The sequence below is a fragment of the Brevundimonas sp. AVps7 genome (assembly GCF_058681545.1).
This window is the reverse complement of the sequence record NZ_CM178742.1, coordinates 227448-241145: the sequence shown is the minus strand read 5'-3', so window position 1 is coordinate 241145 and position 13698 is coordinate 227448. Positions and strand designations below refer to the sequence as shown.

13 protein-coding genes are annotated in these 13698 nt (G+C 67.2%); 3 read left to right on the top strand and 10 right to left on the bottom strand.

Annotated elements, in window-relative coordinates; genetic code table 11:
• Positions 1-5: 5 nt before the first annotated feature.
• From ACW17Y_RS01270 to ACW17Y_RS01260, 3 genes are read right to left on the bottom strand one after another with little or no spacing between them, the layout of a single operon-like run.
• Positions 6-308, bottom strand: a complete 303-nt coding sequence (locus ACW17Y_RS01270) for a winged helix-turn-helix domain-containing protein (RefSeq protein WP_492036977.1) — start codon at positions 306-308, stop codon at positions 6-8.
• Between the two features lie 2 nt (positions 309-310).
• On the bottom strand, positions 311-937 hold the full coding sequence (locus ACW17Y_RS01265; protein WP_492036976.1) for a hypothetical protein: 627 nt from the start codon (positions 935-937) through the stop codon (positions 311-313).
• Positions 938-965: 28 nt separating this feature from the next.
• On the bottom strand, positions 966-1538 hold the full coding sequence (locus ACW17Y_RS01260) for a hypothetical protein (RefSeq protein WP_492036975.1): 573 nt from the start codon (positions 1536-1538) through the stop codon (positions 966-968).
• 108 nt (positions 1539-1646) lie between these two features.
• Here ACW17Y_RS01260 and ACW17Y_RS01255 point away from each other — a divergent pair, with 108 nt between their 5' ends.
• Entirely contained in the window at positions 1647-2393 is a 747-nt protein-coding gene (locus tag ACW17Y_RS01255; RefSeq protein WP_492036974.1) for an SAM-dependent methyltransferase, read from the top strand.
• A 227-nt stretch (positions 2394-2620) separates the two neighbouring features.
• Here ACW17Y_RS01255 and ACW17Y_RS01250 read toward each other — a convergent pair whose 3' ends face one another.
• The 4 genes from ACW17Y_RS01250 to ACW17Y_RS01235 all read right to left on the bottom strand — a co-directional run bounded on the left by ACW17Y_RS01250 (position 2621) and on the right by ACW17Y_RS01235 (position 8310).
• Positions 2621-4075 carry an AMP nucleosidase gene (locus tag ACW17Y_RS01250; protein WP_492036973.1) on the bottom strand — a complete coding sequence of 485 codons (1455 nt, stop codon included), beginning with the start codon at positions 4073-4075 and terminating at the stop codon, positions 2621-2623.
• Positions 4076-4178: 103 nt separating this feature from the next.
• Positions 4179-5249 (bottom strand): hypothetical protein, encoded by a 1071-nt coding sequence (locus tag ACW17Y_RS01245; protein WP_492036972.1) that lies wholly within the window; start codon positions 5247-5249, stop codon positions 4179-4181.
• A 50-nt stretch (positions 5250-5299) separates the two neighbouring features.
• Positions 5300-6178, bottom strand: a complete 879-nt coding sequence (locus tag ACW17Y_RS01240) for an alpha/beta hydrolase (RefSeq protein ID WP_492036971.1) — start codon at positions 6176-6178, stop codon at positions 5300-5302.
• 59 nt (positions 6179-6237) lie between these two features.
• Positions 6238-8310, bottom strand: coding sequence for an AsmA family protein (locus tag ACW17Y_RS01235; RefSeq protein ID WP_492036970.1), 2073 nt, complete (start codon positions 8308-8310; stop codon positions 6238-6240).
• 178 nt (positions 8311-8488) lie between these two features.
• On the opposite strand from ACW17Y_RS01235, the gene ACW17Y_RS01230 reads away from it, so the two are divergent.
• Positions 8489-8803, top strand: a complete 315-nt coding sequence (locus ACW17Y_RS01230) for a hypothetical protein (RefSeq protein ID WP_492036969.1) — start codon at positions 8489-8491, stop codon at positions 8801-8803.
• 10 nt (positions 8804-8813) lie between these two features.
• Here the strand turns inward: ACW17Y_RS01230 and ccmB are convergent, their stop codons facing one another.
• Genes ccmB through ccmA form a run of 3 tightly spaced genes read right to left on the bottom strand, consistent with a single transcriptional unit; the run spans position 8814 to position 10770 of the window.
• Positions 8814-9482 (bottom strand): heme exporter protein CcmB, encoded by a 669-nt coding sequence (gene ccmB / locus ACW17Y_RS01225; RefSeq protein ID WP_492036968.1) that lies wholly within the window; start codon positions 9480-9482, stop codon positions 8814-8816.
• Positions 9479-10150, bottom strand: coding sequence for a nucleoside/nucleotide kinase family protein (locus ACW17Y_RS01220; RefSeq protein WP_492036967.1), 672 nt, complete (start codon positions 10148-10150; stop codon positions 9479-9481). Before ACW17Y_RS01220 ends, ccmB begins: the two co-directional genes overlap by 4 nt.
• Positions 10147-10770 (bottom strand): heme ABC exporter ATP-binding protein CcmA, encoded by a 624-nt coding sequence (gene ccmA / locus ACW17Y_RS01215; RefSeq protein WP_492036966.1) that lies wholly within the window; start codon positions 10768-10770, stop codon positions 10147-10149. The genes ACW17Y_RS01220 and ccmA overlap by 4 nt, the downstream gene beginning before the upstream one ends.
• 203 nt (positions 10771-10973) lie before the next feature.
• Between ccmA and acnA the strand changes: the two genes are divergently transcribed.
• Entirely contained in the window at positions 10974-13667 is a 2694-nt protein-coding gene (gene acnA, locus ACW17Y_RS01210; protein ID WP_492036965.1) for an aconitate hydratase AcnA, read from the top strand.
• The last annotated feature ends 31 nt before the right edge of the window (positions 13668-13698 follow it).

Sequence of the window (13698 nt, the reverse complement as noted above, 5' to 3'; positions counted from 1 at the left end):
GGGTTTCAGCGCGGCCCGACCAGCCCGGCCATGGCGTCCAGATAGGCGAGGAACGCCTTCCTGCCCGTCTCGGTCATCGAGGCCTCGGTCAGGGGCTTTCGACCCACGAACCGTTTGGTCACGGCCACGAACCCGGCCTCCTCCAGCTTCCTCAGATGGACCGACAGATTGCCGTCGGTGGTCTGGAGTCGCGCTTTCAGGGTGCCGAAGTCGGCGCTCTCTACTCCGGACAGGGCAGCCATGATGCCGAGCCGGACCCGCCCGTGGATGACGTCGTCGATCCGGCCGATGTCGAAATCGTCCGCCATTCTCAGCCCCGGTTCGCGGCGCGCATCAGCAGGAAGCCGGGCAGGGCCATCAGCAGATAGAGGGCCGCGGCATAGGCCAGATATTGGGCCGTCGAGCCCGCGAGCAGTGCCAGCAAGGGGGCCGCGATGAACGACGCTATCGCGAGGACCCAGAGCATGCGCTGGCGCAGCATGGTCGCGGAGACGGCCCAGCCCATGCCGTAGAAAGCAATGATGATCGAGGGAATGGCCAGCGACCATTCCGCCATATTCACCTCGCCCGTCTGGCTGACGTCGAGCAACATCAGGGACGTGAACAGCGAAAAAATGCCCCATCCCAAGGCCGACCAGACGCTGCCGAAGGCGCGATTGGCGGCGGTCTCCACTCCGCCCTGGGCCTTCAGCCGACGGGTCAGCACGAAGAGCGTGGCGAAGAAGACGAGGAGAGCGACGCCCCAGACCAATCCGTAGCCCGCCGGATCGACCGGGAGCAGGCCCGTGATGATGAGCCAGTGCGCGACGCTGGCCGTGCCCCAGATCAGTCCGGCCGCGCACAGGATGGACCCGCCATGAGGCGGTGTCTTCGCGCCTTCTTCGGCGAGACTGCGCAGCCAGGCGATGTCGGCGGTGTCGTTGTGCGGATCGGTCATGACGGGTCTCTCCAGCTCGTGTTCTGTGTCAGCGGGCGCGGCCGGAGGCCAGCACCAGACCCGGAATGAGGGCGGCGCAAACCAGGCCGTAGGCATAGGCCAGATACTGGGTCGGCGTACCGACAAGCGCGGCGACTCCCATCGCTCCGCAAAGAGAGCCGGCGGCGACGGCGACCATCCAGCCCGGCCCGCCGCGGAACGCTGCTACGGTCCACGCGACGCCGTAGAAGGCGAGACCGACCGGGGACATCCACATCATGAGGGCCCAGTTCCGGGTGAGGCCGGAGACGACGGCGAGCGATACCGCCGCCGCGATCTGGAACAGGATCGCCCAGCGCGACCAGGACGCGGCCCGCCTTGCCGGTTCTCCGCCCGCGCTGCGCAGCCGTCGCACAGTGATGATGAAGGCGGCGACCGCTACCGGCCAGCTGAGGGACAGCATCGCCGGGTGCAGGTGCAGGCTCCCGGTCATCACGCCCCACTGGAACAGATTGGCGGCGCCGAAGATCGCGCCAGCGGCGATCAGGTTGCGTCCGGCCGCGACGGCGAGCGTCGGCTGGCCGGAAACGAGTGAAACGGGCTCGAAGGTCGTGGCGGTCATCGCGGTTTGTCCGTGGTTGATGAGCCCTGATCCCATATCTACTTTGTGATGTAAAGTTCTTTTTGTCTGCCGGATGCGCACCGGCATCGCCTCGGCTAGAACCGGCGGATGACCCCGACCTACCACAGCATCGCCTATGCCGGATTCGAGGTCGCCAACCCCGTGATGCTCGACGCCGTCCTGGCCCTCGTCGCCCGGACCGGCCTCGCTGAAGGGTCGGTGGCTCTGGACATCGGCGCCGGGGCGGGCGGGGTCTCGATCGCCCTCGCGCGCGCATTCGGCCTGCGAATGCAGGCGATCGAACGCTATCCCGACATGGCGGACATGATCCGCGACCGGGCGGGGGCCGCAGGCGTCGCCGACAAGGTCACGGTGGTCGCGGAAGGGTCAGCCACAGCGCTCGACCGCCTCGCTCCGGCCGACCTGATCGTCGCCCTCGGCTCGACCGAACCGGCGGGCCCGGGCATCCGGTCGGCGACCGGAATCTTCGCCCGACTGGCCGACCGGCTGACCTCGCCCGGCTGGCTTCTATGGGGCGACCTGACGTGGAAGGGCGAACCGCCGGAACCCTTGCGTCAGGTGATCGGCGCTGCGGGCGACTATGCGACCCACGAAGGCTGGCTTGCGGCGGCGCAAAGCGCCGGGCTGGTCGTCATCTCGGCCGAAATCGCACCGGACGCCGATTGGGACGCCTTCTTCGACGGCGCTGACGCGCGGGTCCGGGACTGGCTGGACGCCAACCCCAACGACCCGTCCGCCCCGTCGATCCGCCAACGCGCCGACCTGACCAAGGCCACCTTCGACTTCGGCCGACCCTGGCTCAGCTTCGGCCTCTACCTGTTCCGGAAACCATAGCCCTCTCCCGGCGGGAGAGGGTTTTCTGCTCCATACCCATCAACACATCCCCCGAATCCGCCTTTGAATTCAAAGCCCGGCTCTAACGATGCGCCTTTTACCAGGCGCCCCGTTCAGCCGGGCCATAATGCTCGCGAGCCGGGCTTTCGCCTGTCGCCGAGGAAAGGAGATTTCGTCCGTTTCGTCCGTTTCGTCAGGGTGTTTTTCGTCCGGACGAGCCGGACCAATCACCGGAACGGCGGCTCGTCGAAGGCGCGCAGCTTGCGCGAGTGAAGGCTCGCCCCTTCCTTGCGCAGCAGGTCGATGGCCTGGATCCCGATCTGCAGATGCTCGGAGATCGAGCCTTCATAGAAGCGGTTCGCCTGGCCGGGGAGCTTGATCTCGCCATGCAGCGGCTTGTCGGAGACGCACAGCAGGGTCCCGTAGGGCACGCGGAAGCGATAGCCCTGGGCCGCGATGGTGGCGCTCTCCATGTCGATGGCCACGGCCCGCGACTGGTTGAAGCGCAGCGCCGACTTGGAATAGCGCAGCTCCCAGTTCCGGTCGTCGGTGGTCACCACCGTGCCGGTGCGCAGGCGGCGTTTGACCTCCTCGCCCGGCGCGCCGGAAACAAGCTTGGCGGCGTCATAGAGGGCGCGCTGGACCTCGGCGATCGAGGGGATCGGGATGTCCGGCGGCAGGACCGCGTCCAGCACATGGTCGTCGCGCAGATAGGCGTGGGCCAGGACGTAGTCGCCGATCGTCTGGGACGGACGCAGGCCGCCGCAGTGGCCGATCATCATCCAGGCGTGCGGCCGGGTGACGGCCAGGTGGTCGCAGATCGTCTTGGCGTTCGACGGTCCCACCCCGATGTTGACCAGGGTGATGCCGTTGTGGCCCGGCGCGGTCAGGTGATAGGCGGGCATCTGGTGCTTTTTCCAGGCCGCGTCCATCACCGCATCGGCGTCCGCCGTCTCGCGCGTGATCACCACGCCGCCGGCGCACGACAGGGTCTCATAGGCGCTGTTGGGGTCCTTCAGCTGCTCGCAGGCCCAACGCACGAAGTCGTCGACGTAGCGGTTGTAGTTGGTGAACAGCACATAGGACTGGACATGCTCCACCGGCGTGCCGGTGTAGTGCCTGAGCCGCGCCAGCGAGAAGTCCGTTCTGAGCCCGTCGAACTGCGACAGGGGGAAGTCCTCGTCCAGATCGAACAGGCCGTCGGAGATCTCGTCGCCGATATGGGCCAGGTCCGTCGTCGGGAAGTATCGCGCGATGGCCGCCGTCTGCGACGGGTTCAGCACCACGTCCGATCCGTCGAGCACATAGGGGAAGGGAATCTCCTGCTCCGACGGGCCGACCTCGAACGTCACGTCATAGTCCTGCTGCAGCAGGGTCAGCTGCTCCATCAGATAGGGACGATACAGGTCCGGTCGGGTGACGGTGGTCGAGTAGACGCCCTGGCGCGACATCCGGGCATAGGACCGGATCGGCAGGTTGGTCGGCCGATCGCCGAACCAGCTGACCTTCAGCGAGGGGTAGGAAAACAGCCCGTTGGCCCGGGCCTCGGGGTCCGCCCGCTCGCCGGTGGCGAGGAAGGTCCGGACGGCGTCCCGCAGCGCGGCGACGGACTGGGTGTAGAGGTGTTCGAGGCGATCCAGCGCCTCGGGCGCCGAAAGCGCCCCGTTTTTCTGTTCTGTCATGACCTCCTCTAGCCGAGGATCATGGCGCTGGCGAGACTGTGACGCTTCAACACGCCTTTCGAACCGTTACGGGCGCGGCGGCGCGGCCCGACCGGCCGCGCCCCTAATCGGCCTTGGCCCGGTTCAACAGCGACAAGGTCGCGGTGTTCTCGGCGTAAGCCGTCCGCAAGCTGGCTTCCTCGGCATCCAGAGCAGCGCACTTCAGCCGCTCGACATTGGCCGTGATCTCGGCCCGCCGCGCGTCGTCGTAGGGCTCCTCGCCTTGCCAGTGCTCGCAATGCTCGCGGCGGGACACCCAGTTCAGAACCTCCGGCTCGACGGTCATCGCGACGTTCAGGATCGCGTCATCGACGGTGACATTGTCGGATACGAGGGCGTCGCCTTCGATCTTCATCCCGACATAGACCTCACCGCCCGTGGCGCAGCAGTTGGCGTCGCTATCCTGCCACAGTGGCGATTCCGCAGACAGCCAGGCCCAGTGGAACTGCGGTCCCTTCCAGACGCCGAGACCCTCAGGCAAGGCCTCGTGCAAAGCGATCAGCCAGCTCTGGGCGTCTATCTCTGTCGGCGCTGCGTTCGCCCCGTTCCAGCGGAACATCGAGCCCACCCACTGGTTGCTCGTCCCCTGACCATAGGCCGGCACGACCACATAGGTCGGGCCTTCGCGCTCGCCGTCCGTATCGCGGTAGGTCTCGAGCGGCATCACCCCGATCTGCCCCGCCAGCCAGAAGACGGGTTTCAACCGATCGCCCTCCGCCGTTAGCACAACCATGGCCGTGCTGGTCCCGTCCTCGTCGGTATGGCCCGTCTGCTGCTGGAACCAGATCATCGATCCCTCAGCCAGCGTCAGCGACCCGCTGTTCTCGATGTCGCAGTTCTTGAGTCCGGTCTTCACGCACACCGTGGCGAGGTTGGCGATCGGCAGACGGTCTGCCCGTATCGAGCGATCACGCGCCAGTATCGCCCGCAGCTCCTCCAGCCGCGACTGCTCCATGTCGGCCCGCTCATCGGGATACTCCGTCCACCACTTCGTCCAGTCTTCCTGGGACATGCGCAGCAAGGCCGGCGTCGGCGTCTCGGCCAGGGCCGCCTCATAGGCGGAGTTCACCGCGTCCTGGGCCAGGACCGGCGTACCGAAAAGACAGGCGGCGATGACCGTGGCGAGAAAACGCATGGAGCCCTCCGGAAGCGTGGCTCGACGATGCCGCGTCCCGCACGGTCTGGCTACTGCCCGCCCAGCATTCGATGGAAAAAGTCAGACACATCGGCCAGCACCGGCGCCTTCTTGCGGAACAGGGGCGAGAAGGTCGCGATCAGATCCTCATGGCTCAGGCCCGGATAGAGTTTCGCCTCGCAACGCCCGCCCAGTTCGCGCATCCGCGCCTCCAGCAGGATGGTGTCCTCGTCGTGGACGATGACGTCGGCCGTCCCGTGCCCCAGCCACAGAGGAGGGGCGTCGGCGCGGGCGAAATGCAGAGGCTGGGTCTGAAGAGGGTCCGGCGCCTGGCCGAAGGCGTTGATCGAGGACGCCACGTCGAACGGCAGGAAGTCATAGGGCCCGGCCAGCCCTGCCGCCGCCCTGATAAGATCGGGCTGACCGACGGCGGCCATGTAGCGCCGGTCCAGCGTAATCATCATGGCCAGATGTGCGCCCGCCGAATGGCCGATCACGCCCAGACGTCCCGGGTCGCCGCCGTAGAGCGCTGCGACCTCGGACACCCGAGCGACAGCGGCGGCCGCGTCTTCGACGAAGACCGGGAACAGAACCTGGGGCACGAGCCGATAGTCAGCGACAGCGACGACGAAGCCCTGAGCCGCCAGGGCCTGGGCCGCCCAGCCGTAAAGGTCCTTCGATCCCGAATCCCAGCCGCCGCCGTAGAAGAAGACCAGCACCGGCAGGGGCGAGGCAGCATTGGCGGCGCCGGGCGCATAGATGTCGAACTTCTGGCGCGAATCAACGCCGTATTCCAGATCGCGCGCCACGCGCCTCACGCCCCGATCGCGCGGAGCCACGGCGTTCAGCATGCCCAACGGGCTGCAGGCGGCGGCGAGCGACGCGACCACGGCGCCGAGCGCGGGGGCGAACAGGCCTCTTCTGGTCATCGGGTCGGCTCTCTCACTGACGGTGTGATGTCAGATACGCAGGCACACGCCGTCCGGCCTCACCTCGCATTGGCGATCAGCGAGCCGCAGTTGGCGTCCTGGGCCAGACCGGGATCGACGAAGGCGAACAGGGCTGCGACCGGCGCGACGACGGCGGCCAGCAGCCCGGTCAGCCCTGCCTGGGCCACCAACTGGCCTACATCGGCGCTCACGCTCGGGGCCGACAGGTGGCCGCGGACCCTGATCGGGGTCCAGAGACGCAACAGGCGCGGCTTCTTGGACTCGCCGTCGATCTTGAGATCCAGGGTCTCGGTTCCGAGGTTGATCGTTCCGCTCCCGTGCGCCAGCACGACGTCCGTATCGACGACGAAGGTCTTTGTGCGGGCGACGCCGTTGGTCACCTCGAAGTCGGCGACGCCGCAGCGGATCGTGCTGCGCGACTGGTCGCCGCTGAACAGTTTCAGCAGTCCTGCGCTGGCGTTGACCCCCAACAGTTCGGCGAAGGCGGCCCGCATCTCGCCCTGCGGCACGACCAGGCTGATCGAACCCTTCGAGCCGGCGGCGAAACGATGAATGGAGTTTCCCGGCCCCTCCAGACGTGCGCGACCCAAGGCTCGACCGGTGACCGGTGCGACGCCGCCTGTCGCCGGAATGATCGACTCCAGTGGATAGCCCGCGAGGCGGAAGTCTACGGCGCTATAGGGCATGTCGCGCGTCGCATTGATCCTCGCCGTGCCATTCAATTCGCCGCGATTGAAGTCAAACGCGACCGGGTCGAGATCGAGGATCCCGCCTTCCAGCACAGCGCCCAGATTGACGCGACGGATGTCCAGATCGTTCGCCTTCACGCTGGCGGCGCGATAGGTCAGCGTCCCGTCCATCGTCCGCAGTCGATTGACCTGCAGGGTCCCGTCCGGCAACAGCATGCCCGGCCCGGACCCGGACGCGACGACCGTCGTGTTTGTACCCGCGACGTTCGTGCGCGTGTCGGCGCCCAGGATCGCCATCAGGTCGTCGATGTCGAGCAAACGGGATGACAGGGCCGCCTCCACGCGCAGACGCTCGCCGGCATCGACCGTCATGTCGCCCGACAGGTCGGATGCGCCGACGCGGCCGGTGAAGTCGTTGAATGTCCAGACCGCATCGTTGCGGGTCAGGGCGCCCGACAGGCGATAGGGCGGTGTGTTGGGCAGGGTCACGCCCGTCAGCAGATAAAGGTCGTTGAGGTCCTGACCCTGCAGGGTGAGCGTCGACGTGAATTGGCCCAGATCGAACGGACGGGTGATCGCGCCGTCCGCTATGAGCCTCGACCGCGCGCCGGCCAGGGTCGCCTCGAAATGATAGGGCCGGTTCCGCCGGATGTTGACGAAAGCGCCGCCCTCGATCTTCAGGGTCAGGGGTGAGCCGTTGACCGAACCCTCGCCGGTCAGGGTGAAGCCCGAGGCGCCGTCGGCCTCGCTGGCCGCCTCCCGTGCCGAAATCGCGGCTTCCAGAGTGATGTCGCGGTCCCTCGCGTCCAGCGAGATCCGTCCATCCTGAATGATCAGCTGATTGATCAGCGGCAGCTTCATGCCCTCGCCGGTGTCCGGCTTGTCCGGTTCCAGTTCCCAACTCTGGCGCCCGTCCTCGGTGGAGATCAGCACGACGTTCGGGCGCGTGATGGCCAACAGAGGCATTTCTATCTGGCCCGCAAACAGCTTCCTCAGCCGGAACCGGGCCTCGATCCGCTCGACATTGGCGGTGTCTGCCTCACGCGCCCAGTCGGGCCCGCCAAACTTCAGGTCATTGACGATGACCGATGGCGTCCAGCTGAACAGGTTCACATCGAGGTCGCCCTGCAGCGCGATCTCGCGGTCGTATTTCACAGAGGCCCAGCGACCTACCGGCCCCCTCAGCCAGTTCCAGTCGAACAGCAACACGAAGACGGCCACCGCCAGAATCAGAAGCAGGGTGACAGAGGCCGCGATCTTTTCCGTCCGGCCGGGGCGGCGGAAGGAACCGTAGACCGGATCGTTGTCGACGACCCAGTCACGCCATTCCCGCACCTTCACGCCCGCCGGGACGAGGGCGCGGGTTCGCACGTCCTGCCAGTTCGATGGCAAATTCAGGGAGTTGGGGAGAAGGCGCTTCACGGAGGATCACAACGCGCCAGACGCGTGAAAGGCGCCAAAACCCCTTGTCCGTGATTGCGAGCCATCGTCAATTTCATCCGTTTGCAGCAGAGTTGTCTTATTTTCTTTACAGAGGCTCGATTGCGCGCATTATTGTTCCGAACCCAGACATCTTTCGGGTCTTGAGGAGGAGCCCGCCATGAACCGTTTCACCACCATCGCCGCCGTCGCGACGCTCGCAGCGTCCGTCGCCGCACCCGCCCTGGCTCACCAGACCCGGCTGCCGACCGAGGCGCCCGCCGGCGCCCAGCGCGTGGTGATGATGTGCGCCAATGACGCCGCCACCCGCAGCGCCTTCCGCCGCGAGCACGGCGCGCCGCCGACCTTCGTGACCGCCGAACAGGCGCTTCAGGCCCGCGCCACCGGCGAAACCTGGTCCGCCCCGCGGTGCATGAACGCGCGCGAGCACGGCCGTCTGCAGCAGACGCTGACCACCTACGCCTCGGTCCGCTAGAGGTCTTTGACTACCCCTGGGCGCTGCGGATCGCCGCGGCGCCCGCCGGCGGGGCGATGACGGCCGCGAACAGTACATAGGCCGTCAGCAGCGCCAGCGCCGGGAGCGGGCTCAGTCCCGCCGCCGCCCGGTCCAGCGCGCCCGATCCGAACACCACGGGCGGAATGAACAGCGGCAGCACCACCACCGCGATCAGCAGTCCGCCCCGCTTCGCCCCCAGGGCCAGGGCCGCGCCCAGAGCGCCGGTGAAGGCGAACCCCAGACCTCCGATCAAGGCCGACAGCGCCGTCAGCGGCGCGAGTTCGATCGACTGACCGAGCGCCAGGGCCGCCACCGGCGCGGTCAGGGCCAGCGGCAGTCCCGTCGCGATCCACTGGCTGATCGCCTTGATCGCGAACACGGCCTCCAGCGGCAGCGGCCCGGTAGCCAGCAGATCCAGCGCCCCGTCCTCCAGATCCCGCTCGAACAGCCGCTCCAGCGACAGCAGGCTGGACAGGGCCAGGGCCAGCCAGGCGATCCCCGCCGCCACGGGTTTGAGCACGTTCGGATCGCCCCCCGCCGCCAGTGGCACGACCGTCGTCAGACAGGCGAAGAAGCCGCAGGCCAGCAGCGGCCCGCCGCCCCCGCCCCAGGCAAGGGCCAGCTCGCGCCGGAATAAAACGGACGCGGCGCGGCTCATGAGGAAGCGCCTTGCAACATCACCGGATGGTCTAAATCGTGGTGGTCGACGACGATGTCTGCGCGTGCACGCGGCTCGCGGCTGTCGACATAGATTTTCCAGGCGGGCAGGTACCGCTGGCTATACAGGGCCTGGGCCGCCTCGGAGCCGCCCAGAGCGGCCGCGTCCCGCGCCATTCCGCGCGCCAGGCTGGTGTCTGGATCAATGTCCAGGAAAACGACCGCGTCCCAGGCGCCGTCGAACTCCTGGCGTTGCAGGAAGGTTCCCTCGACGATCAGGACGGCATCGCGCGCGGCGATCGCGAGCGGCGGATCAAGCGGCAGATCGGCGGCGAGATCGAAGATGGTCGTCCGATAGCGGCAAGACCCGCCCGGCCCCAACGGGTCCAGAAGCTCGCGTCGGATCGCCCCGTAGTCGCGAGCGTCCTCGTAGTAGCCGAGAGGCGATGTCCTTCCCCGTGCGTAACGTTCGGCGCGTGGTCGGTGAAAGCCGTCCAGGCCGGCTCGGATAACGGGGACGGCGGAGGCCATTGTCGCCGCCAGTTCGTCAGCCAGGGTGGTCTTGCCGGACGCCAGAGGGCCGTCGATGGCGACACGCAGGATGTGTCCGACTGGACGAAGGGCCAACAGCGTGTCCGCCAGTGTCGACAGGAAGATGGCCCGGCTCATCGGCCCGCTCCCAGATCCAGCGGCCGGGTCGGAATCGGCAGGGGATCGTGCACCGCCGCCAGGATCAGTCCGCCGCCCGCCAGATGCCGCGCCATCATCTCCCCGACCGCCTCGCGCCATTTCGCATCCAGCGGGCTCAAGGGTTCATCGAGCAACCAGAGAGCGCGCGGCGATCCGATCAGTCGGGCCAAGGCGAGCCGACGTCTCTGACCCGCCGACAGTTTGCGCACCTCCAGGTCGAGCAGCGGCCTCAGACCCAGAACCTCGATCGATTCCTCAATGCCGTGATGGCTGTGTCCGAGCCATCGGGACTGGAACGTCAGCTCGTCCTGCGCCGTCCGCTGCCCTTTCAGCCCGTCGAGGTGGCCCAGCAGATGCATCTCGCGGGCGCGGGCCAGATCAGCCTCGATCGCCTCGTCGTCGGCGTCGCGGAAGGCGATCTCCCCGGCCTCCGGACGGATGAATCCGGCCACGGCGCGCAGCAGCGAGGTCTTGCCCGCGCCGTTCGCCCCGGTCAGGGCCACAGCCTCCCCCGACGCCGCCGCAAACGACAGGGCGCTGAAGAGCGTGCGTTCGCCCCGGGTGAGGCTGAGGCCGGTGACAGACAGGGTGGAAATCACGTCCGCAGGCCGATCATCTTGCGACCAGTTCTCAATGTCCCCACAGAGGACGTGGATACATGGACGCACCCCCGAACCACGGCTATATGCGCGGTCGCCGCAGCAGGCTGTCGCCGCGCGCGCAAGGGACCTGTGAGCCCCTGCGTAGACCGCGAGACGGCGCAACCGGATGTCCGGGCGGCTTTGACCAGAGGACCTCTCCCATGCCGTCAGTCGACAGCCTTTCCACCCGTCGCGATCTCTCCGTCGGGCGCAAGAAATACGCCTATTACAGCCTTCCGGCCGCGCAGGAAGCCGGTCTCGCCGGGATCGACCGTCTGCCGCGCTCGATGAAGGTTCTGCTGGAGAACCTTCTGCGCAACGAAGACGGCGTCTCCGTCACCGAGGCCGATCTGAAGGCCGTCGCCGCCTGGATCGAGAACAAGGGCTCGGTCGAGCACGAGATCGCCTTCCGTCCGGCCCGCGTCCTGATGCAGGACTTCACCGGCGTTCCCGCCGTGGTCGACCTGGCCGCCATGCGCGATGCGATGGCAGCGCTCGGCGCCGACGCCGCCAAGATCAACCCGCTGGTCCCCGTCGACCTGGTCATCGACCACTCGGTCATGGTCGACAATTTCGGCACGGCAAAAGCCTTCGGCCAGAACGTCGAGCGTGAGTACGAGCGCAACATCGAGCGCTACAAATTCCTGCGCTGGGGTTCCTCGGCCTTCAACAACTTCCGCGTCGTCCCCCCCGGGACCGGCATCTGCCACCAGGTGAACCTGGAAAACCTGGCCCAGACCGTCTGGACCGTGGCCGAGGGCAAGGCGACCGTCGCCTATCCGGACACCGTGGTCGGCACGGACAGCCACACCACCATGATCAACGGCCTGGCCGTCCTGGGCTGGGGCGTCGGCGGCATCGAGGCCGAAGCGGCCATGCTGGGCCAGCCGATCCCGATGCTGATCCCGGAGGTCATCGGCTTCAAGCTGACCGGCGCCATGCCGGAAGGCACGACGGCCACCGACCTGGTGCTGACCGTCACCCAGATGCTGCGCAAGAAGGGCGTGGTCGGCAAGTTCGTCGAGTTCTTCGGCGACGCCCTGCCGAACATGACGATCGAGGACCAGGCCACCATCGCCAACATGGCCCCGGAATACGGCGCCACCTGCGGATTCTTCCCGGTCTCGGCCGCCACCATCGGCTATCTGACCGCAACGGGCCGCGACAAGGCGCGCGTCGCCCTCGTCGAGGCCTATGCCAAGGCCCAGGGCCTGTGGATCGACGAAACCTCGGAAGACCCGATCTTCTCCGACGTTCTGGAACTGGACATCTCGACGGTCGTGCCGTCCCTGGCCGGCCCGAAGCGTCCGCAGGACAAGGTCGAACTGACCATCGCCGCCCCGGCATTCGAAACCGCGCTCGGCGACGTCTTCAACCGCCCGACCGACGCGCCGCGCTTCCCCGTCGCCGGTGAGAAGTTTGACCTGGGCGACGGCGATGTCGTCATCGCCGCCATCACCTCGTGCACCAACACCTCCAACCCGTCGGTCCTGATCGCCGCCGGTCTGGTGGCCCAGAAGGCCAACAAACTGGGTCTGAAGACCAAGCCCTGGGTCAAGACCTCGCTGGCCCCCGGCTCGCAGGTCGTCACCGACTATCTGACGGCCGCCGGCCTGCAGAAGGAACTGGACGCCCTGGGCTTCAACCTGGTCGGCTACGGCTGCACCACCTGCATCGGCAACTCGGGCCCGCTGGACCCGGCGATCTCGCAGACGATCAACGACAACGCCATCGTCGCCACCTCCGTCCTGTCGGGCAACCGCAACTTCGAAGGCCGCGTGAACCCGGACGTCCAGGCCAACTACCTGGCCTCGCCGCCGCTGGTCGTGGCCTACGCCTTGGCCGGCTCGATGCGGATCGACATCACGACCCAGCCCCTGGGACAGGACAAGAAGGGCAAGGACGTCTTCCTGAAGGACGTCTGGCCGACCTCCGCCGAGATCGCTGCGATCCAGAAGAAGTCGGTCACCCCGGCCATGTTCGCCAAACGCTATGCCGACGTCTTCAAGGGCGACGAGCACTGGCAGGGCATCTCGGTCGAAGGCGGCCAGACCTATGACTGGGACGCCGCCTCCACCTACGTCGCCAACCCGCCCTACTTCGAGGGTCTGTCGATGGAGCCGACCCCGGTCACCGACATCGTCGAGGGCCGCGTCCTGGCCATCTTCGGCGACTCGATCACCACCGACCACATCTCCCCGGCCGGTTCGATCAAGCAAACATCCCCCGCAGGCCAGTACCTGATCAACCGCGGCGTCGAATCCGCGGAGTTCAACTCCTACGGCGCGCGCCGCGGCCACCACGAAGTCATGATGCGCGGCACCTTCGCCAACATCCGCATCCGCAACAAGATCACGCCGGACATCGAGGGCGGGGTGACGAAGCACTTCCCGTCGCAGGACACGATGTCGATCTATGACGCCGCCATGCGCTACCAGTCGGAGGGTCGTCCGCTGGTCGTCTTCGCCGGCAAGGAATACGGCACCGGCTCGTCGCGCGACTGGGCGGCCAAGGGCACGCGCCTGCTGGGCGTCCGCGCCGTCATCGCCGAGAGCTACGAGCGTATCCACCGTTCCAACCTGGTCGGAATGGGCGTCGTGCCGCTGCAGTTCAAGGCGGACGGCTGGTCCAAGCTGGGCCTGACCGGCGAGGAGATCGTCACCATCCGCGGCCTGTCGGACGTCAACGTCGGCAAGCTGCGTCCGCGTCAGGACCTGTGGGTCGAGCTGTTCCGCCCGTCGGACGGCAAGATGGCCCGCTTCCCGGTCCGCTGCCGCATCGATAACCAGACCGAGCTCGACTACTTCAAGGCCGGCGGCGTGATGCCCTACGTGCTGCGCAACCTGGCGGGCTGATCCTTCCCGTCACACTGAACGAAGGGCCGGT